The organism is Streptomyces longwoodensis (assembly GCF_001514125.1).
GTDB lineage: Bacteria > Actinomycetota > Actinomycetes > Streptomycetales > Streptomycetaceae > Streptomyces > Streptomyces longwoodensis.
The window spans coordinates 51,931-72,309 of sequence record NZ_KQ948565.1; the positions used below are offsets into that span (position 1 = coordinate 51,931).

16 protein-coding genes and 1 pseudogene are annotated in these 20,379 nt (G+C 73.0%); 9 read left to right on the forward strand and 8 right to left on the reverse strand.

Annotation, left to right across the window (positions count from 1 at the left end; all coding sequences use genetic code 11):
- Positions 1–275: 275 nt before the first annotated feature.
- The 4 genes from AQJ30_RS33365 to AQJ30_RS38215 form a co-directional block, all read right to left on the reverse strand.
- A complete protein-coding gene (locus tag AQJ30_RS33365) occupies positions 276–1,580 on the reverse strand; it encodes a cytochrome P450 (protein WP_067241370.1) in 1,305 nt (434 codons plus the stop codon).
- A gap of 231 nt (positions 1,581–1,811) precedes the next feature.
- Positions 1,812–3,149: an NADH-quinone oxidoreductase subunit D gene (locus tag AQJ30_RS33370; RefSeq protein WP_067241371.1), complete on the reverse strand. Its 1,338-nt coding sequence runs from the start codon at positions 3,147–3,149 to the stop codon at positions 1,812–1,814.
- Between the two features lie 52 nt (positions 3,150–3,201).
- Positions 3,202–3,756, reverse strand: coding sequence for a NuoB/complex I 20 kDa subunit family protein (locus tag AQJ30_RS33375; protein ID WP_067241373.1), 555 nt, complete (start codon positions 3,754–3,756; stop codon positions 3,202–3,204).
- 290 nt (positions 3,757–4,046) lie between these two features.
- Entirely contained in the window at positions 4,047–4,661 is a 615-nt protein-coding gene (locus AQJ30_RS38215; RefSeq protein ID WP_067241375.1) for an HAD family hydrolase, read from the reverse strand.
- A gap of 278 nt (positions 4,662–4,939) precedes the next feature.
- On the opposite strand from AQJ30_RS38215, the gene AQJ30_RS33390 reads away from it, so the two are divergent.
- From AQJ30_RS33390 to AQJ30_RS33405, 4 genes are all read left to right on the forward strand, one after another.
- A complete protein-coding gene (locus tag AQJ30_RS33390; protein ID WP_159052412.1) occupies positions 4,940–7,837 on the forward strand; it encodes an ATP-binding protein in 2,898 nt (965 codons plus the stop codon).
- Positions 7,821–10,556, forward strand: coding sequence for a helix-turn-helix transcriptional regulator (locus tag AQJ30_RS33395; protein WP_067241380.1), 2,736 nt, complete (start codon positions 7,821–7,823; stop codon positions 10,554–10,556). The genes AQJ30_RS33390 and AQJ30_RS33395 overlap by 17 nt, the downstream gene beginning before the upstream one ends.
- A gap of 308 nt (positions 10,557–10,864) precedes the next feature.
- On the forward strand, positions 10,865–11,539 hold the full coding sequence (locus tag AQJ30_RS33400) for a helix-turn-helix transcriptional regulator (protein ID WP_079084471.1): 675 nt from the start codon (positions 10,865–10,867) through the stop codon (positions 11,537–11,539).
- A gap of 103 nt (positions 11,540–11,642) precedes the next feature.
- A complete protein-coding gene (locus tag AQJ30_RS33405) occupies positions 11,643–12,287 on the forward strand; it encodes a TetR/AcrR family transcriptional regulator (protein WP_067241381.1) in 645 nt (214 codons plus the stop codon).
- Positions 12,288–12,393: 106 nt separating this feature from the next.
- On the opposite strand, the gene AQJ30_RS33410 is transcribed toward AQJ30_RS33405, so the two are convergent.
- Both AQJ30_RS33410 and AQJ30_RS33415 read right to left on the reverse strand, forming a co-directional pair.
- Positions 12,394–12,888: a lamin tail domain-containing protein gene (locus AQJ30_RS33410; protein ID WP_067241383.1), complete on the reverse strand. Its 495-nt coding sequence runs from the start codon at positions 12,886–12,888 to the stop codon at positions 12,394–12,396.
- A gap of 497 nt (positions 12,889–13,385) precedes the next feature.
- Positions 13,386–13,754: an AQJ64_40280 family protein gene (locus AQJ30_RS33415; protein ID WP_245727244.1), complete on the reverse strand. Its 369-nt coding sequence runs from the start codon at positions 13,752–13,754 to the stop codon at positions 13,386–13,388.
- A 225-nt stretch (positions 13,755–13,979) separates the two neighbouring features.
- Between AQJ30_RS33415 and AQJ30_RS33420 the strand changes: the two genes are divergently transcribed.
- Entirely contained in the window at positions 13,980–14,345 is a 366-nt protein-coding gene (locus AQJ30_RS33420; protein ID WP_159052414.1) for a hypothetical protein, read from the forward strand.
- A 25-nt stretch (positions 14,346–14,370) separates the two neighbouring features.
- Positions 14,371–16,935: an NACHT domain-containing protein gene (locus AQJ30_RS33425; protein ID WP_067241386.1), complete on the forward strand. Its 2,565-nt coding sequence runs from the start codon at positions 14,371–14,373 to the stop codon at positions 16,933–16,935.
- Positions 16,936–16,963: 28 nt separating this feature from the next.
- On the opposite strand, the gene AQJ30_RS33430 is transcribed toward AQJ30_RS33425, so the two are convergent.
- The gene (locus tag AQJ30_RS33430; protein WP_067241388.1) at positions 16,964–17,656 is read right to left on the reverse strand and encodes a GntR family transcriptional regulator; all 693 of its coding nucleotides are present in this window, start codon (positions 17,654–17,656) and stop codon (positions 16,964–16,966) included.
- 101 nt (positions 17,657–17,757) lie between these two features.
- Between AQJ30_RS33430 and AQJ30_RS33435 the strand changes: the two genes are divergently transcribed.
- Both AQJ30_RS33435 and AQJ30_RS33440 read left to right on the forward strand, forming a co-directional pair.
- Complete coding sequence (locus AQJ30_RS33435) at positions 17,758–18,291, forward strand: YbhB/YbcL family Raf kinase inhibitor-like protein (RefSeq protein ID WP_067241524.1); 534 nt, start codon at positions 17,758–17,760, stop codon at positions 18,289–18,291.
- Between the two features lie 30 nt (positions 18,292–18,321).
- Positions 18,322–19,237 (forward strand): annotated as a pseudogene (locus AQJ30_RS33440) (SCO6745 family protein).
- Between the two features lie 37 nt (positions 19,238–19,274).
- Here AQJ30_RS33440 and AQJ30_RS33445 read toward each other — a convergent pair.
- Positions 19,275–19,634, reverse strand: coding sequence for a winged helix-turn-helix transcriptional regulator (locus tag AQJ30_RS33445; protein ID WP_067241525.1), 360 nt, complete (start codon positions 19,632–19,634; stop codon positions 19,275–19,277).
- A gap of 74 nt (positions 19,635–19,708) precedes the next feature.
- Here AQJ30_RS33445 and AQJ30_RS33450 point away from each other — a divergent pair, with 74 nt between their 5' ends.
- Positions 19,709–20,377 carry an NADPH-dependent F420 reductase gene (locus AQJ30_RS33450; protein ID WP_067241390.1) on the forward strand — a complete coding sequence of 223 codons (669 nt, stop codon included), beginning with the start codon at positions 19,709–19,711 and terminating at the stop codon, positions 20,375–20,377.
- Positions 20,378–20,379 lie beyond the last annotated feature (2 nt).

Consider the following 20,379-nt stretch of genomic DNA (forward strand, 5'->3'; position numbering starts at 1 on the left):
CGGACCCACCCGGCGGACACACCGGGCGGACGGTACGGACGGTCACTGGCGGAAGCGGCGCGCACGGGGCGCCGGTCACGTGGCACAGCGGAGTGCGTCGACGGGGTGGCGACGCGCTGATCGGAGTCGTGTTTGTGTGTGGGGGGCGGCTTTGTGTGTGTGGGGGGGCGGCGCGGCCCGCCGTCGGGGGCGGGTGCGCCGCGCCGGCCGGAGTCCCTCACGGCGTGGAGACGTCGTCGGGGGCCGGGAGGGTGGGCGGGCGGGCGGGCGGCGGATCAGGCCCGGACGAACTCCACGGGGACCTCCAGCGCCACCGTGTGCTTGCTGTTGGCGGCCCACGGCACCGGCCCGCTCAGGCGCACCTCGGCGACCCGGTCGAGGAGCGCGGTGAACAGGGTGCGCAGTTCGAGCCGGGCGAGGTCCACGGCGAGGCAGACGTGGGGGCCGCGGCCGAAGGCGAGGTGCGGGTTGGGGTTGCGGCGCACGTCGAAGGACATGGCGTCGGGGAAGACGCTCTCGTCCCGGTTGGCCGACGACCACCACAGGGTCACCTTGTCGCCGCGCCGGAACCGCACGTCCCGGAACGTGAAGTCCTCGGTGGCCGTGCGCCGGTTGTACGGCGTCGGCGTGGACCAGCGCATCATCTCCTCGACGGCGCCGTCCAGCAGGGAGCGGTCCGCGCGCAGGGCCTGCCACTGCTCGGGGTGCTCGGCCAGGGCGAGCAGACCGACGGCGATGACGTTGCGGGTCGGCTCGCTCCCGGCCAGGGTCAGCAGGTTGACGAACACCTCCCGCTCGTAGGGGCGCAACGGCGACTCGCCGTGGCCCTCGGGGAGTTCACCCGCGGCGATGACGGACAGGAAGTCCTGCGCCGGCTCGGCCCTCTTCCGGGCGAGCAGCTGCACCCCGTACTGGTACATCGCGAGGAGGGCGGCCTGGCTGCGCGAGGACGACTCGCCGGAGGCACGGTCCTCGTACCCCATCACCACTTCGGTCCAGTCGACGAACTGCGGCCAGTCGGCGCGTGGTACGCCCATCAACGCGGCCATGACCTCGACGGAGAAGCGGCCGGCGACGTCGTTCTGGAAGTCGCAGGAGCCGCGCTCGACGACCTCGGAGACGATCGCCTCGGCCCGCTCGGTGATGAGCGGGCCGAGCGCCTCGAGCACGGGCCCCGTCACGGACGGACTGACCAGGTCGCGCAGCAGGCGGTGGCGCGGGTCGTCCATCATGTTGAGCATCGCGCCGGAGTAGGTGCCGGCGGGCAGGTCGTCGAGGTGGGTGCCGCCGCCCTCGCGGTCGCCGCCGCCCTGGGAGGACAGGAGGGGGTGTTCCGCCGCCTCGACGACGTCGTCGTAGCGGGAGAGGACCCAGAAGTCCTCGCCGTCACGGGTCCGTCCGGGCGGGTGGCGCAGGACGGGTGCCTCCTTGCGCAGCCGGGCGAACACCTCGTGCGGGAAGCCGTCGGTGAAACGGTCCTGGTCGCTGAGGTCGAAACCGCCGAGCACGGCGGGCAGTTGCTCCCCGCCCACCTCGGCGGCGCTGCGTAACGTCGGAACGGCGGGCTGCTCCAGCGACATGGACGCTCCTTAGGACGGTGACGCACCGAGGGCAGTCGAACTGCAGTTCACGCCATGTCCGCGCAGCGGGTCAAGCGATGTCGGCCAGGAGGCCGCGGTCGGGGCCGCTTGCTAGCAATTCCCTTAGACATGTGCCCGGCTGGTGAGACGGACCGGTGCTGGCGGGAGGTCCCCGACGCACCGGTCCGACGACCAGCGGGGCGCCCCCGGACCGCTCCGGGGGCGCCGTGGTCACCGGTCGACGCCGCCCAGGACGGGGTCGATGGAGGCGATGACGACGATGACGTCGGCGACCTGGCCGCCCTCGGCCATAGCCGCCATGGCCTGCAGGTTGGTGAACGACGGGTCGCGGAAGTGGACCCGGAAGGGGCGCGTGCCCCCGTCCGAGACGACGTGGACGCCGAGTTCGCCCTTGGGCGACTCCACGGACACGTAGATCTGCCCCGGCGGGACCCGGAAGCCCTCGGTGACCAGCTTGAAGTGGTGGATCAGGGACTCCATGGAGGTGCCCATGATCTGCTTGATGTGGTCGGGCGAGTTGCCCAGGCCGTCCGGTCCGAGAGCCAGCTGGGCGGGCCAGGCGATCTTCTTGTCGGCGACCATCACCGGGCCGGGCTGGAGCCGGTCCAGGCACTGGTCGACGATCCGCAGCGACTGGCGCATCTCCTCGAGCCGGATGAGGAAGCGGCCGTAGGCGTCGCAGGTGTCGGTGGTCGGGACGTCGAAGTCGTACGTCTCGTAGCCGCAGTACGGCTGCGCCTTGCGCAGGTCGTGCGGCAGGCCGGTGGAGCGCAGGATCGGGCCGGTGACACCGAGGGCCATGCACCCGGTCAGGTCGAGGTGGGCGACGTCCTGCATGCGCGCCTTGAAGACCGGGTTGCCGGAGGCGAGCTTGTCGTACTCGGGCAGGTTCTTGCGCAGCGTCCCTACCAGTTCGCGCAGCTGGTCGACGGCCCCGGCCGGCAGGTCCTGGGCGAGTCCGCCGGGCCGGATGAACGCGTGGTTCATCCGCAGGCCGGTGATCAGCTCGTAGGCGTCCAGGATCAGTTCGCGGTCGCGGAAGCCGTAGATCATGACCGTGGAGGCACCGAGCTCCATGCCGCCCGTGGCGATGGCCACCAGGTGCGAGGAGATGCGGTTGAGCTCCATCAGCAGGACGCGCACGACGGTGGCCCGGTCGGGGACCTGGTCCTCGATGCCCAGCAGCTTCTCGACGGCCAGGCAGTACGCCGTCTCGTTGAAGAACGACGTGAGGTAGTCCATGCGGGTGACCAGGGTGGTGCCCTGGGTCCATGTGCGGTACTCGGTCTGCTTCTCGATGCCGGTGTGGAGGTAGCCGATGCCGCAGCGGGCCTCGGTGACCGTCTCGCCGTCGATCTCCAGGATCAGCCGGAGCACCCCGTGGGTGGAAGGGTGCTGGGGACCCATGTTGACGACGATGCGTTCGTCGTTGGCGCGGGCCGCCGAGCTGACGATCTCGTCCCAGTCGCCGCCGGTGACCGTGTAGACGGTGCCTTCCGTCGTCTCCCGGCCGGCACGGGGCGAGGTGGGCGTGGGCGTCGTCGTCATGACCGGCTGCCCTTCGCCCGGGGGGACATGGTCCGGAGCGTGCCTCGCCCGCTCATCGCAGGAGCCCCTTCATCTCGATGGTCGGCAGCGCCGTGCGGGCCGCCTCCTCCGCCTCGCGGGCGGCCTCCTCGGCGTTCACGCCCAGCTTGGAGGTGCGGATCTTCTCGTGCAGCTTCAGGATCGCGTCCATCAGCATCTCGGGGCGGGGCGGACAGCCGGGCAGGTAGATGTCGACCGGGACGATGTGGTCGACGCCCTGCACGATCGCGTAGTTGTTGAACATGCCGCCCGAGGAGGCGCAGACCCCCATGGAGATGACCCACTTGGGGTTGGGCATCTGGTCGTAGATCTGGCGCAGGACCGGGGCCATCTTCTGACTGACCCGCCCGGCGACGATCATGAGGTCGGCCTGGCGGGGTGAGCCGCGGAAGACCTCCATACCGAACCGCGCCAGGTCGTAGCGCCCGGCGCCGGCCGCCATTAACTCGAATGCGCAGCAGGCCAGTCCGAAGGTCGCCGGGAACACCGACGCCTTGCGCACCCAGCCCGCGGCCTGCTCGACGGTACTCAGCAGGAAGCCGCTCGGCAGGCTCTCTTCCAGTCCCATGGACTTGTCCTCCAGCAGTTCTGGTCGTCCGGTCCCGGACCACCGCGCCTCCGGAGGCACGAGGGGGGCGTCGGCGCCCGCGGCCGTGGGGGTGAATCGTGAGCTTGTGAGGTGGTTCACAATCCGACGGGGGCCATCCTAATCCAGCGAATGTGATCTGCGACATACCGGTGAGGGCTGCCCGTGTGACCTTGGACACCTGACGGTCGCTCAACTGCCCATCGTCTGATAGGAGAAGAACCCTTCCGGGGCGCTGACCTCCGGCGCGGCACCAAACGCCGGTACGCCCGTCAAGCAGCCATGCGTTCCAGCGCGGGGATGACCGCCCGCAGGTCCTCGTCGTCGACCGTCGCCGTCGACCGGCACCGCACCTCCGGCGGCGCGTTGAAGGCGACACCGCACCCGACGACGTCGAACAGCGGGGCGTCCGTGCCGTCGGCGCTCACCACCGCGCAGTCCTCGGGCCGCAGCCCCAGGTCGGCCGCCCGGCGCACCGCCATCTCGCAGTGACCGGCGGCGCCCACCGCAGCGGTGCCGCGCCCGGTGAAATGTCCCCCTCGTGCCTCCAGGGCCGTCCCCGTGTAGGAGTGGAACCCCAGAAGTTCGGCGAGGTAGGCGCCGATGGGCGCCCATTCCGCCGTGGCGATCACCGGCAGGAGCCGGTGCTCCCAGCACCATGCCGCCGTCTCGCGCACACCGGGCAGCGGGCGCAGCGTCCCCAACTCCGAGCACAGGGCCCGGGTCGGCACCCCGGCCCACCGTGAGGCGTCGAGGCGGGTCCCCCCGTCCTCCTCCGGGGCGGTGCGCAGACCGAGGCGGCGCTCCATGAGACAGGACGGGTTCGACTCCTCGATGAGGACACCGGCCGAGAAGAACACAGCCCCGACGTGCGACGAGATGGACACCGCACCACCATGCCAGCCGGTCGGTGCGGGCAGAAGGCGAACCGTGTCACGGAGGGTCGGACTGGTGCCGGGGAACGCGCGGGGTGCCCCGATCGTCCTGGAAGGGGGGGCGGGGAACTCGCCGTGGCCAGGTGATCGTTCCACCGGTTGCGGGCCATGGTGGTCCCCCCGACCGGCAGTTGCCGTCGGCACGCGTGCCGACGACGACCGGGTGGGCATCATTCCACTGACCACGGGGGTCGGGGAGGACATCGGTCTCCCCGGAGAGAAGGATGCTCATGACCACTGCCGCAGAAGGCGGGGAATTAGGCCGGGCCGACCACGGGAGGGCGGCCGGGCCACCGGTCGACCGTGACGGTGAACTCGCCCTGCTGTCCGCGGCCGTCCGCGACGCCGCGGCCGGCCGGCCCGGACTGGTCGTCCTGGACGCACCGGACGGCATGGGCAGGACGACGTTGATGAACGGGCTCCTGTTCGAAGCGCACGCAGCGGGTCTGCGGGTGCTCCGGGCAGACGGAGTGGCGGCGGGCCACACGGCGCCGCTGAGCACCGTAAGGGCCCTGCTCGAACCCCTGTCGGACGGCGCCAGCCGTCGTCCGTCCGCCCGGCACCCCACCGCACAGCCCGGCGAGGAGCCCCCGAGGCACGACGTGCTCCCCCGGTCCGACGTCGGGGGCAGTGACGTCCCGCACGGCGTGCTGGACGCCCTCCACCAGGTGGTGCGCCGGGCCGCCCGTGAACGCCCCCTGCTGATCGCGGTCGACGACGCGCACGCGGCGGAACCCGCCTCGCTGCGCTTCCTGGCCCACGTCGCACGTCGGATGGCGGGCCTGCCGGTCCTGCTGTGCGTGGCGCGTCGCAGCGGCGGCGGATCGCCGCTGCTGGACGAGATCGCGGCGCTCCCGATGTGCCGCGTCCTGCGGCCGCTCCCCCTCACACCGGGCGGCATCGGCCTCCTGGCACGGCGTCTGACCGGCCGGGACGTGGACGACGGGTTCGGCGCGGCGTGCCGGGCCGCCACCGGAGGCAGTCCCCTGCTGGTGACGCACCTGCTGACCGCACTGCGCGACGCGCGGCTCCCTCCGACGGCGGACGCCCTCGCCGCACTGGATGCAAAGGCCCTGGAGGGCTTCCGTGCGTGTGTCGTCCGCCTGCTGGACGGGCAGCCGACGACGGTGCGGCGTGCGGCCCGTGCCCTGGCGGTACTGGGGGACGGGATGCCGCGGGAGACCTGCGCACGGCTGGCCGCGCTCGATCCCGGCGTCTTCGAGCGGTGTCTCGCGGCTCTCGGCGCTGTGGGACTCGTCGACGCGCAGGCCGACGGCGGGACGTGGTGCTTCGCCCATCCGCAGGTGCGTGCCGCCGCGGCCACGGGCGTGTCGTCCGACGAGAAGTCCCTGCTGCACGGTCTGGCCGCGCGGCTGCTGCACGAGTCCGGTGCCGGCGTCACGGAGGTCGCCGAGCAGCTGCGGCAGTCGCCGGAGTCGGCGACCCGCCCCTGGGCGCGGGCCGTGCTGCGGGAGGCCGCTCGGGAGATGACGCTGCAGGGCTTCCCCGACCGCGCCGTCGAACTGCTGCGCCCGTGCGTGCCGCCCGGTCACGAGGGCACGTGTGCGCCGGAGTTGCTGCTGGACCTGGGGCTGGCCGAGAGCCGGGTGGACCCCTCGGCCGGCGCGGCCCGGCTGGCCGTGGCACTGGACCGGCTCACCTGTTCGCAAGCGCGTCTGACGGCCTTGGGCGCCCTGGCCGGCGCGCTGATGCGGTCCGGGGAGGTGTCCCGCGCGACGGCGCTGATCGACCGCTGTCGTGAGTACGGCACGGACTCCGCCGCCGCGGCGAGCAGCGCCCAACTGCTCGAAGCGCAGCTCCTGCTCGTCGCCACCGGCCACCGCGCGACCTACTCGCGACTGCTCGCCAGCACCTCCCTCGACCTCGGTCTCCCCGGCGACACGGCCGCCCGCCGCGCGCTCCTCGCCTCCCGCGCGGTCGTGTGTGCCGCTCGCGCGGACCGCGTCGCCGAGGCCCGCGACGCGGCGCGCACGGTCCTCGCCCACGGCACTCCGGTCACCGACGCGGTGTCCACCCTCGGTACGGCCGCGTCGGTGCTCCTCTACACGGACCGGCCGCGCGAATCGGCCGAGGCGTTCCGGCAGTTGCTCGACGCGCCGCACGTGACGCGGGAGGAGGCCTACCCCACGCTGCTGGCGCTGACGGCGGAGGCCCACGCGCGTCTCGGCGCGCTCGGCGAAGCCCTGCGCACCACCACCGCGGCCCTGGAAGGCGTCACCCCCGCCCCCGCCACACGGCTCGCGGCACTGCCGCTGGCCGTCCGGCTGCACACCCTGCTGGACCAGGGTGACCTCGCGGCCGGCACCGCACTCGTCCGGGACCTGCCCGACCCCCTGGACGACGAGGCGTGGCAGTGGAACGAGGTGCTGTGCGCACGCGGGCGGCTGCGTCTGGCCTCCGACGACGTCGAGGGCGCCCTGGACGACCTGACCGAGTGCGGTCGCCGGCAGAGGGCCTGGCACCGCACGAGCCCGGCGGTGTCGTCCTGGTGGTACTGGGCCGGGCGCTCCCATCTCGCCCGGGGCGACCGCGCGACGGCCCGGCAACTGGCCGACGACGCCATCGAGTCGGCGCGCGCGGCCCACCTTCCGTGCGCCCTCGCCCAGGGTCTGGAACTCCGGGCGGCGACGGAGGCGGCGCGGCACCGGCCGCTGCTGCTGCAGGAGGCGGAGGCGGTCCTGGCGACCACCTCCGCGGCCTTGCTGCTGGCCCGCGTGCGCGTGGCCCGCGGCCGGGCGCTGCACCGGTGCGGCGACAAGCAGGCGGCACGCGCGGTGCTGCGCAAGGCCTGGGAGGAGACGTACGCCCTGGGCGCCCCCGCTCTGCACGCGGAGGCGCACACGGCCCTGCTCGCCACCGGTGCGCGGCCCCGCCGCCCGGTGCCGAGCGGAGTGGACGCCCTGACGCGCAGCGAACGCCGGGTCGCGAAACTGGCCGACAGCGGCCTCACCAACGCGGTCATCGCGAGGACCCTGTGCGTGACCCGGCGCACCGTGGAGGTCCATCTCACCGCCGTCTACCGCAAGTTGAACGTGGCCGGCCGGAGGGAGCTGCGGTTCGTCCTGCGGGCCGGCGACGAGGGGGCACCTCATGCTGTGGGAGCGTGAGACCGCGACGGCCGCTGCCGAAGCCGCCCTGCGACGGGCTGCGCACGGCGGGGGCTCCCTGCTCCTGGTCGAAGGCGCGCTCGGCGCCGGCAAGTCCGCCTTCCTGCACTCCTTGACCTCCCTGTCCGACCGTCACGGGGCCCCGGTGCTGGCGGCGCACGCGTCGCCGAACGAGGAGGGCTTCGAGTACGGCGTCGTCCGCCAGTTGGCCGACGCCTGCCCACCCGTCGGGGCCCGGTGGCCCGCCGACTCGTTCGCCGCACTCGTGGACGTCGCCGCGCCGGGCCGACCACTCGTGATCACCGTGGACGACCTGCACTGGTGTGACACGGCGTCCTTGCGATCGCTGCTCACGGTGCTCGCTCCCGGAGTGCCGGGCGGGGTGGTCCTCGTCGTCTCGGTGCTCAGCGGGCACGTGCGCGTGGGCCGCCCGCGACTTCGTGCCGTGCTCGCGCGGGCGACCTCGACCGTCGATCTGTCCCCCCTCGGACCACGGAGCGTGCGCGCGCTCGCCGAAGCCGCTTACGGCACTCGGGTCGAGGAGCCGTTCGCCCGCGCCCTGCACACGGCATCCGGCGGCAGTCCCCTGGTGGTGCACGGCCTCCTGGACGAAGCCGTGTACCGCGGCCTGGAGCCGGCCGGCGCGCACGCCCCGGCCATCGCCGCCCTCCGGCCGGACCGCGTACGGCGGCGTCTCGCCTCCTACCTCGGCACCCAGCCGGCGGACGTGCGCCGCGCCGCCCACGCCCTGGCCGTGCTGGGCACCGCCGCGGATCCTCCCCTGCTCGACGCCCTGGCGGGGCTGACGGGCCCGGCACGCGCCCGGGCCGTCGTGTCCCTGCGCCGGTCGGGTCTGGTCGGCGGCGACGGGAGCGTCTTCGGCTCCGTCCTGCGGGACCTGCTCGTGGAAGCCTTGCCCGCCGACCAGCGTTCCGCGCTGCACGGTGCGGCCGCCGACGTGTTGTACCGCGCGGGGTACCCCGCCGAGACGGTGGCCGAGCACCTGATGGCCGTACCCGCGCTGCACGGCGGGCGGACCGTCGCCCTGCTCCGCGCCGCCGCGGACAGCGCCCTGCACCGCGGTTCGCCCCGGAGCGCGGCGCGCTACCTGCGCCGGGCGCTGGTGAACGTCCCCTCCGCCGACCCCGAGCGGGCACGCCTGCTGGTCGACCTCGCCACCGCCGAGCGGAGCTTCGCCCCAGCGGCCTCGCTGCGCCACGTGGTCGAAGCCCTGCCGCTGTTGCGCCACGCGCACGAGCGCGCCGCCGCGCTGGCGCGGCTGGGCCCACTGCACCTCGATCCGGCGGCCTTCCGCATCCGCTCCACCTTCCGGCGGCTGATACACGACCTGCGGCGGTGTCCTCCGGCCGAGCGCCCCTCGACGATCTCCGAGGAAGTCGACCGGGACCTGCTGCTGCGTCTGCGAGCCCGCGCGTACGCGCTCTCCACCGACGACCGGGACGCCCACGCCATGCTGTCCGCGTTCCAGGGCCTCGCACCGGACCCGGCGACGCGGACACCCGGCGAGCGCGAGATGGCCGCGTCCCTCATCCACCACGCTCTGGTGACCAACTCCGCGCCGGCCCCCCGACTCGCCGCGCTCGCCTCCCGGTTGCTGCAGCGGGAGCCCGCCGCGCCGGACCGGATCCACACGGTCCTGCCCCTCGCGCTGAACGTCCTGGCCGCCACCGGGCACCCCGGTGACGCCGCGGCCTGGCTGCGCGCCGCGGCACCGGCCGCCGCGCGGCAGGGCGCCGAAGCGGAACTCGTCGTCATCCGGGCCGCACAGGCGCTGGTCGCCCTCGCCGCGGGTCGCCCGGGCCGGGCCCGCCGTGAGGCCCAGGCGCTCGAGGCCGCGGCGGAGGGCGGGGACGGGGACCTTCCCCCGGTCTGCCTGGCGGCCGTCGCCCTGATCGCCCTGGACACCGAGGAGCCGGAGCGGGCGGAGCGGCTCCTCGCGCGGCACCCGCTGCACGCCGAGGACCCGCGGCTGACGGCGCTGCTGCACGCGGCGCGGGGCGCTCTGTCGGCGCGCGGCGGGGACCCGCGCACCGCGCTGCACCGGTTCCGGACGGCCGGGCACGTCCTCGAGCAGATCGGCTGGCGCAATCCGGTCATCCTGCCGTGGTCCGGTTGCGCCGCGCTCATGCACCACCGCCTCGGCGAGGACCCAGAGGCGGTGACCGCCGCCCGCCAGGACGTGGAACGGGCGCGGGCGTTCGGTGCCCCCCTGCCCCTCGGCCGGGCGCTCGGTGTCCTCGGCCGGGTCACAGCGGGCCGAGCGGGTACCGAACGGCTGGAGGAGTCCGTGGCCGTCCTCGAACAGGGCTCCAGTCCCTACGAGTTGAGCCGCGCCCTCCACGCGCTCGGCGGCCGGCCGGAGCAGGATCCGGCCCGTCGCCTGGCCCTGTGCCGACGGGCTCTGGAGCTCGCCGTCGACTGCGGAGCGCCCTGGCTCGCCGACCGCGTCCGGCGGCGCCTGGACGACACCCGGGCGGAGACGGCGGCCTCGTCCGCGGACCCCCTCACGCCGTCCGAGCGACGGGTGGCCCGGCTGGCCGCCTCGGGGCTGAGCAACTCCGCGATCTCACTCCGGCTGGGCATCTCCTCGCGCATGGTGGAGAGGCACCTGACCCAGTCGTACCGGAAGTTGGACATCCCCGGGAAGACCCACCTGCCGTACGCCCTGGAGGGGGTCCCCGCCGAGCCCGCCGAGTGATCGCCCGGCCCTGGTGCGGCGAGCCGGTGGGGACGGGACCGGAACGCCTGGACCGCTTTGCGTTCCCGCACCACCGAACCAACGCACCACAGTCTTTCGCGGGCGAGCAAGAGTTTGCTTGACCCGCTCCGGAGGCGATTCCTAGGCTCCGAGTCAATTGATCGGAGTACGGTTCCGGACCCACGCCACAGCTGGGCACCCTTCTCCTCCCTCGCACGTCTTCGGCGCACATCCCCACGTCTGAATCCAGAAAGTGGTACGTCGCAGTGACCAGGCGAACAGCAGGCAGTCCGCTCAACGCAGACCCGATGACGACGTCACCCGCCCGCCTCCTCCCCCGGCACCCCGGTGAGGGGCGGGCCCTCCCCCACCACGGCCACGGCGCCTACACGGCGCACGTCGACCCGGACATGTGCATCGTCGCGGCCGAACCGGACTTCGCGCGCCAGTTCGACCGCACATCGGCCGACACCTGCGGTCGCAGCCTCTTCGACCTGCTGCACCCCAGCTGCCCGCCCACGCTCCACGGACAGTTCGCCCGGCTCTCACGGGGCCGCTGCGACCGCTTCAGTGAGCGCATGGTCGGCGTGGGCAGGTCCGGCCGCGTCTTCTCGGGCGAGTTGACCGGTGTGGCGGTGCAGAACCTGGACGGCCGGCTCGCCGGCATCGTCGTGCAGGTCCGCCCCGACGCGCAGCCGCCGCTCCTCGGCAGCGACCCGCTCCCGGCCGTGTCGCGGATCCTCCTGGACCCGCTCGACGCACAGATCCTGGAGGGCATCGCGAGCGGCGCCTCGACGGTCCAGCTGGCGGCCAGGCTGTACCTGAGCCGACAGGGGGTCGAGTACCACATCCGGCTGATGCTGCGCCGGATGGAGGCGCCCAACCGGGCCGCGCTGGTCGCTCGCGCGCATTCCCTCGGCCTGCTCGCCGTCGGGCAGTGGCCACCGCGCGTCCTGCCCGAGTTCGTCGAGCGAGAGCGCTGAGCCGCGTCTCCTCCCCGCCCCTCCCGCCCGGAACGCGGGCGGCGGCCCCGCGCCCGCCGCGGGGACGACGCCGGCCGCCACCACACCCCTTGGACACCTCCGCATGCGATCTGACAACCGCAGGGCCACGACGACCGACGCGGGCCCCACCGGCACCTTCACCTTCACGCAGCGGGCGCGGAGGGCGCAGATAGTCCAGGCCGCGATCGAGACGCTGGCCGAAAGTGGTTACACGCGTACGACGTTCAGCAGGATCTCCCGCCAGGCACGCCTGTGCAGCACCGGCATGATCTCCTACCACTTCGCGGGGAAGCCCGAGCTCATCACCGAGGTCGCCCACACCATCATGAGCCAGGCCGAGACGATGCTCGAGCCCCGCCTGCGGGAGGTGGACACGTACCGCGGGAAGCTCGGGGTGTTCATCGGATCGACCTTCGAGTTCGCGTCGACCTACCCCACCCACACCCTCGCCCTGGCCGAGATCGTCGCCATGGCCCGCGACCGCGGCAGCACGGGGCTGGAGCGGGTCGAGCAGGACATCCTCTGCGTGGAGCGACTGGCCGCGCTGCTGGAACACGGGGTGCGGGCAGGTGAGTTCGGGGCGGTCGACTGCCGCACCATGGCGTTCGCCCTCCGGGGGGCGATCGACGGTGTGCTGTGCCAGTACCTGCGCAACGAGGCGGTGGACCTGGACCGGTGCGCCCAGGAGCTGACGCGGGCCTTCGGGCTGTGCGCCCAGGCGGCGTGACGCGGCAGCCGCCGGACGAAGCGTGCCCGGCCCGTGAGCACAGGGGCACCCTCCGCGTCGCCGTCGGGACCGGGCGGCACGGGGTGCCGCCCGGCCGGACCTGCGGTCAGCCGTGGTAGGTGATGTACCCGTTGCCGTCGCGGTCGTTGGCGGACTTGGTGTAGGAGTGCACGTCCGCGCGGGCGCCGCCGGGCTTGAGCAGGTAGATGGTGTCCTTGTCGTTGTTCCAGATGAAGTTGCAGTTCTGGCGGTAGACGACGTTGCCGGCGTCGGAGTTGGTGCCGCGGCCGCCGCGGAGCTTCACGTAGTCGCCGGGCTCGAGCCGGTGGGTGGCGGTGAAGGTGAACTTGTTGCCGGTGGCGTCCTTGACGACGTAGCCCTTGAGGTCGACGGTCGCCGTGCGCGAGTAGTTCTTGATCGTCAGGTACTCGTCCTTGGTGTTGCCGCCCGAGCAGCGGTTGGAGTCCGGGCCCGGCGCGTCGTACTGGACGCCCTTGACCTTCAGCGCGGACGAGTACTCGGTGGCCTGGGCCGGGGCGGCGGTGACGGCGGCGAGCGCGCCGGCGACGGCGACGACCGGCAGGACGTGACGTATGTGCATGGGTGAAGTCCCCCCTCGTGCGGTGCGGTTGGAGCGGTGGGGAGCCTACCTAAGGGACCGCACTTCATGAGGGCCAGGTGTCCAAATCGTGAAGGAAAAGAAAAGGCACAGGTGGAGGAGCCTGCAGTCGTGGGCTCCCCCACCGGGGACCGGCTCCCTCAAGCGCTGGTCCCGTCGCGCGGCTCCGTGCGGTAGTCGAAGTAGGCCCACCCGAAGACGCAGAGCAGTCGGACGGGTCGTACGCGCCGCCGTACGCCAGCGGGTTCTCCAGCCTCACGTTCGCATGTCGGCGAGGGCAGGCGCGACGATGCGTCCGACACCCCTGAGGGCGCGTGTTCGTGTTCGTGTGCGCTGGATGCGGCGCCGAGTTGACCGCCCCGCTGTCCCAAGTCGTGCTGCCGGTGCACGCCCATCAGACGTACGGGAGCGGGGCCCAGCTCCCGGTGTCACGGCGCCTGGTACCGGATGTTCTGGACGGCTGAACTTGCGGAGCCCAGTCAGCTGCCCCCTTCGTAGGCTTGCCGCAGTGCTGCCTGGACGTCCGTACCCGTCACCACCGTGTGCGGGCTGCCCGGAAGCGTGGGCAGGGCCGCCCAATGGGTGACGGCCTCGGCGCTGCCTCCTCCGGGTGGGAACCGGATGACACCGTCGGAGTCGACGAAGCAGTTGTCGTGCGTGCTGCCGTCCTCGGCGAAGTGCCGGTCGGTGAAGTACATGGAGAGGACCAGCCAGAACTCCTCACCGGGGCCCTCGCTGTCAGGGTCGTCGGGAGGGTAAAAGCCGTGGGTCGCGGCCGCCACCGGGATACCGGGACGGGGAAGCCTCTCGCGTGCGTCCACCCACTCGACCATGGCCTGCAAGCTCAACTCTCCCTCTGTGAAGGTGCCGAGGCGCTCCCGATCTGACACGCAAAGCGACGCGTACGCCAACGTCTCGTACGTGCACAGACGCACGGCGACATCCCGGGGTTGCCCCTCCCCCGCCGACCCGTTTCGCTGCCGAAGACCGCTTCGCCCCGATAGCGTTGGGGCAGGACTGTGGCGTCGGGACGCGTGGGGGAGGCGGACATGGATCCGGCTACGTTGAGTGCCGTGGCGGTGGCGCTGGTGGCGGGCAAGTTCGGGGAGGGTGCCGCGTCCGAGGCCGGGAGGGCCGCGTGGGTGAAGGTCCAGGACGTCGCGCACGCCCTCCGGCAGCGGTTCGCCCGTTCCGACACGCAGAGCGCCGCCCTGGGCGAACTGGAGACGAACCCCGGGGACGAGGGGGCGCGCGCCGCCGTCGCCGGCCATCTGCGGCACGAGCTGGAGAACGACGCGGAGTTCGCCGCCACCCTCCGCGCGCTGGTGACCGCGGCCGAACGCGACCCCGCCACACAGACGTTGATCGCTCATGCGAGCGGGGACGCCAGGCAGGTCAACATCAGCGGAAACAACAGTGGGCCCATTTCGTTTTCCTAGACGCCGGCCGGGCCGGCCCACCACGGTGGCGCTCGCCACCGACCAGGCCCGGCAGGTCAACGTCCTGCGCGACAACTACGCCCCCATCTACTTCACCACCGGCCCCACCCCCAGCCGTTCCCTGCACCAACTCCCGCAGGGGACGCGAGACTTCAGCGGGCGCCTCGACCACATCGCCGCGGTCGAGGCGCTGGTCGGCGACGGCCGCCCGGGACCGCACGTCATCGACCTGTACGGCACCGCGGGCGTCGGCAAGTCCGCCCTGGCCGTGCACCTGGCGCACCGGCTCGCCGGGCGGTTCGACGAGGTCCAGCTGCACGCCGACCTGGGCGAGCAGAACAGTGAGCCGCCCACCGCCGCCCAGGTCCTGCAACGCTTCGTCGCCGACCTCGACCCCGCCACGCTCAGCGTTCCGCTCGGCGCCCAGGACCTCCCCCAGCGCTACCGCTCCCTGCTCGCCGGGCGCCGCAGCCTGATCCTCCTGGACAACGCCCAGTCGGCGGACCAGGTCGCGGACCTGATCCCCGCCACGACCTCCTGTCTGGTCCTCGTCACCTCCCGCGTCCCCCTGACGGCCGTCGACGGAGTGCGGCTCCACCCCGTGGGCCTGATGAGCGAAGCCGAAGCGCAGGCCCTGCTCGCCGGCGTCTCCGGGCGCCACTGGTCCGGCACGGACGACGAGCACGCGGTCCGCACGCTGGTGCAGCAGTGCGGCCGCCTCCCGCTGGCCCTGCGCATCGCGGGCGCCCTGCTCAAGAAGAAGCGCCACTGGAGCGTCGGCAAGCTCACCGACGTGCTCACCGACGAACGCACCCGGCTCGCCAAGCTGGCCGACGGCTCCCTCGACGTGCGCGGCAGCTTCGAGATCAGTTACCGCGGCCTGCCCGAGGCCGAGGCCCGTGCCTTCCGCGTCCTCTCCCGGCTCCCCCTCAGCCGCTTCCGGGCCCGGCACGCCGGCGTCTTCCTGCGGGTGTCGGAGGCGCGGGCGGAGGAGCTGCTGGAACTCCTGGTCGACGCCCAGCTCGTCGAGACGGGCGACGGCGGCCACTACCGCTACCACGACCTGCTCAGGCTGTTCGCGCGCGAGCACCACGAGAAGGCGGGAGACGACCCCGGGGGCGAGCAGGTCGCGCGTTTCCTCGACGTCTACACCAGCGACTTCCTCGAGAGCTACCGCGGCCGCCTGCTGGGCAGCCAGTGGTCCGGAGCGGTCCCCGTGACCAGTCCCGGCGGCGAACGGCGGCTCTCCGACCCCGACGAGCTGTACATCCCCCAGCGCCTGTCTCCCGCCGGGGGCACCCGCCCGGGCTCCCGTCCCGCCCGCTGGCAGGACGTCACCGCCGAGCACCGCAAGGTCGTCGTCCTCGGCGGCGCCGGAACCGGCAAGACCGTCCTGGCGGACCGGATCTGCTACGACATCGCCCGCAGGCGCGACGGCGGCCGGCTCGACGTCGCGCTCACCGTCCCCCTGCGCCAACGCTCCGGCCGGCAGCGGGCCCTGGAGCGGCTGATCGCCGACTCGGTCGGGCTGCGCCACGGCCTGGAGTTGTCGTACGAGACGCTCGAACTCCTCCTCACCGAGCGCCGGACGCTGGTCGTCTTCGACGGCCTCGACGAACTGTCCGTGCGCGACCGCGAGCGCGCCCAGGCCGACGTGGCCGGCTTCTGCGCGAGGTACCCGCGCACCGAGGTCCTCGTCCTCAGCCGCCCCGGCGCGTCCGTCTCGGGTCTGCTGGCGAACGGCTTCGTCCCGCACGTGATCGACACGTTCACACCGGACGACGTCCGGACCTACCTCACCCGGTGGGCCCGGACGACCCGGATGCCCCCGTGGGACGCCGAACGGATGCTCAGCGACGTGGCCTCCTCGGCGGAGATGGCCGACTGGCTCACCACCCCGCTGCTGCTCTCCCAACTGGCCGCCGTCTACCGGCGTCACGGCCGCTTCCCGCACGGGCTGGTCGACCTGTACGACAGCACGTACGCCCTGCTCTTCGGCGGCCGTGAGCTGTACCGGGGCATCTCCCGATCCGCTGTGGGGCCCGAACAGCTCGGTCAGGTCGTGTGCCGCCTGGCCTACCGGTTCGTCATCCGGCCCGGCGGCTCCCCCGGCATGACCGGTGACGAGTTCGTCGCCGCTCTCGACCGGGCCCTGCGCCTCACCGTCCCCGAGGCCCGCGGTCTCGAGCTCACCGACGAACTCCTGCGCCTGTTCTCCGAGTCGGACTTCCCCGTCCGTCCGGCGCCGGCCACCGCCTCCGGCGACGAGCCCCGCTGGACCCTGGTGCGGGACCCCTTCGGCCAGTACCTCGCCGCCCGCTACATCGCCCGGTACAGCCGCGACTCGCGTGTGGTCGCCACGGTCTGCAGGCGGGTCCTGACCGCGGTCCGTGCGACGGGATTCGCCGAAGGCGCCGTGCACACCGTGCGCCTGCTCGACGAGGAAGGGGTGCCGGGCGCCGCCCACCAGCTCGTCATCACCCTGGAGCGCGAGCTCCACCGGACGCGCGACGGCGAGGTCCGCGGGTCCCTGCAACAGATCATGACCCAGCTGCGGGCACCCGCGCCGCACGCTCACGACGACGACTGATAGCTGCGGCCGTGCCCCAAGACACCCCCTAGGTGGCCCGACCTGAATCGTCGGTCAGAGCAGCCGCGGTCAGGGTGAGGTGCTGGACCAGGACCGCGGCTGCGGTGTCGGCGTCGCGGGCCAGTACCACCTCCTCCAGCCTGCGGTGTTCCTCGGCGCCGTCCCGGTCGGGGTTGCGGTGTGCCGACCAGCGGCGGGCCAGCTCGCTCGCGGTCCACAACCGATCGAAGGTCTCCAGCAGAGCGCGGTTGCCGCACCCCTCCAACAGCGTGCGGTGGAAGGCCCTGTGGGCCTCGGCCCACGCGTCGGTGTAGTACTCGCCCTCTTCCGGCGCGTACGCCGGGGTGCGGGCGAGCCGGTGGTGGGCGGCACGGACGCGGGCCTCCCAGTCGACGTCGCCGCGCTCGACGGACAGGCGCAACACGACGGGTTCGATCGTCCGGCGCGCTTCCGTGATCTCCTGCCAGCGGCGGTCGGAGAAGGACGGGACGGCGAAGCCGCGGTTGGGCAGCCGGTCGGCGAGCCCTTCGCCGACCACCCGCACGAGCGCCTCGCGCACGACGGCCAGGCTCACCCCCTGCTCCTTGGCGAGGTCCTGCGGTTTGAGGGGGGCGCCGGGGGCGTGGTCCCCGCGCATGATCGCGTCCCGCAGGTATGCGTAGACCTGCTCGGAGAGCATCTGCTTCCCCGGCGGGGTCGAGGAGTGCGCCGTGTGCGTCATGGGCCCCACTCTAGATGATCTCAAAGATAATCGATTATCGGTGCTACAGTCGATTCTGAGCCGAGGGTCTCCTCGTCCGCCTCCGGAAAGGAATGACCGCCGTGTCTGCCAACGACCCCTTCGCCCGCCTCCCCGAGGCGGCCTCCTTCACCGTCACCAGCACCACCGTCGCCGACGGCGCCGCCTGGCCGCCCGCGCAGCACTCCTCCGGTCTGCCCGGCGGGAAGGACCTCTCCCCACAGCTGTCCTGGAGCAGCGCGCCGCACGGCACCAGGAGCTACGCCGTCACCGTCTACGACCCCGACGCCCCCACCGGGTCCGGGTTCTGGCACTGGGCGGTCGCCGACATCCCCGCCACTGTCACGGGACTCCCCGAGGGCGCCGGCGACTACGACGGGTCACACCTGCCCGAGGGTGCCTATCAGCTGCCCAACGACGCCCGCGCGGCCCGATACATCGGTGCCGCACCGCCGGCCGGGCACGGCCCGCACCGCTACTTCGTCGTCGTGCACGCCCTCGACGTCGAGTCGATCGGCGTCCCGGCCGATGCCACACCGGCCGTCCTCGGCTTCACCATGGCCGGCCACACCCTCGGACGCGCGGTGCTGACCGCCACCGCCGAAACACCCGCCTGATAGCCCCGCCCCACACCTGGAGACGCCGCCATGCACCTCGACGCTCTTTCCGGCTCCTCCCGCAGCGGCGACGGCCCGGTGGACCTGGACGCCGTCCGCCACGTCAGCCGCGCCGTCAGCGCCGCCCACCAGTTCATCTACTTCGTCCCCGAGTCCGCCGAGGAGGCGGCCGGGCTCGGCGTGACCGACCGCGGGCCGGCGTATCTGGCCTTCCGGTCCGCCGCGATGGGCGCCGTCCCCTGGCAGGTCACGCTCGCGGCCTTCTACAACTTCAGCCCGCGGGCGGTGCGGGCCATGGCGGGCGTTTGGGACGCCGCGCCGCCCGAGCGATGGCAGGCCGCCCGCTTCCTCGCCGCCGGACGGGCGATGCGGCGCGTCGACGTACAGCTCACCGAGGGCCACTTGGCCGAGGCGCGCTCGCTGATCGACCCGGTCGTCGCCGGTGCCGACTTCGCCGGCAAGGTGCTGGCCGCCGCGAACGCCTCGCTGGAACTCCCCCCCTGATCCTCTCGTCGCGCTCTGGCAGCAGATCACGGTGGTGCGCGAGTGGCGCGGCGACGCCCACCTCGTCGTACTCGCGGACAACGGCCTCGGGCCGTGCGACTGCCTCGTCCTGCACACCGCGACCGGCCGCCTCCCCACAGCACTCGCGCGCGCGACCCGCCAGTGGGACGACGAGGAGTGGAACGCGGCCACGGCACGCCTGGTCGCACGTGGCTGGCTCGACTCCGACGCCGTGGTCACCGACGCCGGCACCGCGGCTCGCGAGCGCATCGAAGGGGAGACGGACGAGCACTGCGCCGCGCTGTGGGCGCCGATCGGCACCGCCGGTGCCCGCCGCTTCGCCTCGATCATCGCGCCGATCACCGACGCGTTCACCGCGGCAGGTACGTTCCAGGCCGTTCAAGGACGGCGACCTGATGCCGACCTCAGGACCTCCCGCTAGGTCGTCCCGCCAGGTCGTCCGCCGGCGACGGCCGCGCTCACTCCGAGGGGCACTCGGCCGCTTCCCGGGCCTCCATGACCTCATCGCCGTGCTCGAAGGCCCAGGCCCCGACCGCGTCGATGGGCGCGAGCAACGTCCGCCCCAAAGGGGTGAGTCGGTAATCGACGCGGGGTGGCGATCCGGGGTGCGCCCGGCGCTCCACCAGTCCGTTGGACTGCAGGCGCCGCAGGGTCTCGGTGAGGACCTTGGAGCTGATCCCCCCGATCCGCTCGCGCAGTTCGACCGGACGTCTGGGGCCGTCGCGCAAGGCCCAGAGCACCACGGCGTTCCAGGTGTGGGACAGGAGGTCGAAGGCCAGGCGGGCACGGCAGTCGGCGAGGAAGGCGTCGGTCGTCACGTACCAGATGGTGCCCGACGGGCCCTCTAGCGTCGTAGCGAATCGTCCGAGCGGGTCGTGGGAGGACATGCGTGATGAGGATCGGCGTACTGGGCACGGGCAACATGGCGGACGCGCTCGCCACCCACTGGGTCCGGGCCGGGCACGAGGTGGCCGTCGGAGGGCGGGACCTGGCCAAGGCCGAGCGACTCGCGACGCGCCTCGGGGGCGGCACCAAGCCCGTCACCCTGCGTGCGGCGGCAGAGTTCGGGCAGGTGGTGCTGGCCGCGCTGCCCTTCGGCGCGGGTACGGGCGTGGTGCGGGAACTGCGAGCGGTCCTGGACGGCAAGGTGTTGATCGACTGCTGCAATCCGGTCGGGCCGGGCTTCCGGCTGCTGACCCGCAACGGCCCCTCCGCCGCTGAGCAATTGGCCGCGGCGGCACCCGGAGCCCATGTGGTCAAGGCGTTCAACCTGTGCCACGAGGACGTGTGGCGCATGCCGGCACCCGTCTTCGACGGGCGCCGGCTGGCCGTTCCGGTCTGCGGGGACGACGGGACGGCTCTCGCTCTCGTCCACCGGTTGGTGCGGCAGGTCGGCTGCGAGCCCCTGGCCGGCGGCCCCCTCGAGCGAGCGGGACTCCTGGAGGCGACCGCGGCACTCTTCATCGGGCTGTGGGTCGGCGAGGGAGCCGATGCCCAGGCCATCGCACCCCCGCTGACCCATGCCGCCGGACCGAGGGAGGAGAAGCCGGAAGAGTTTTGAGA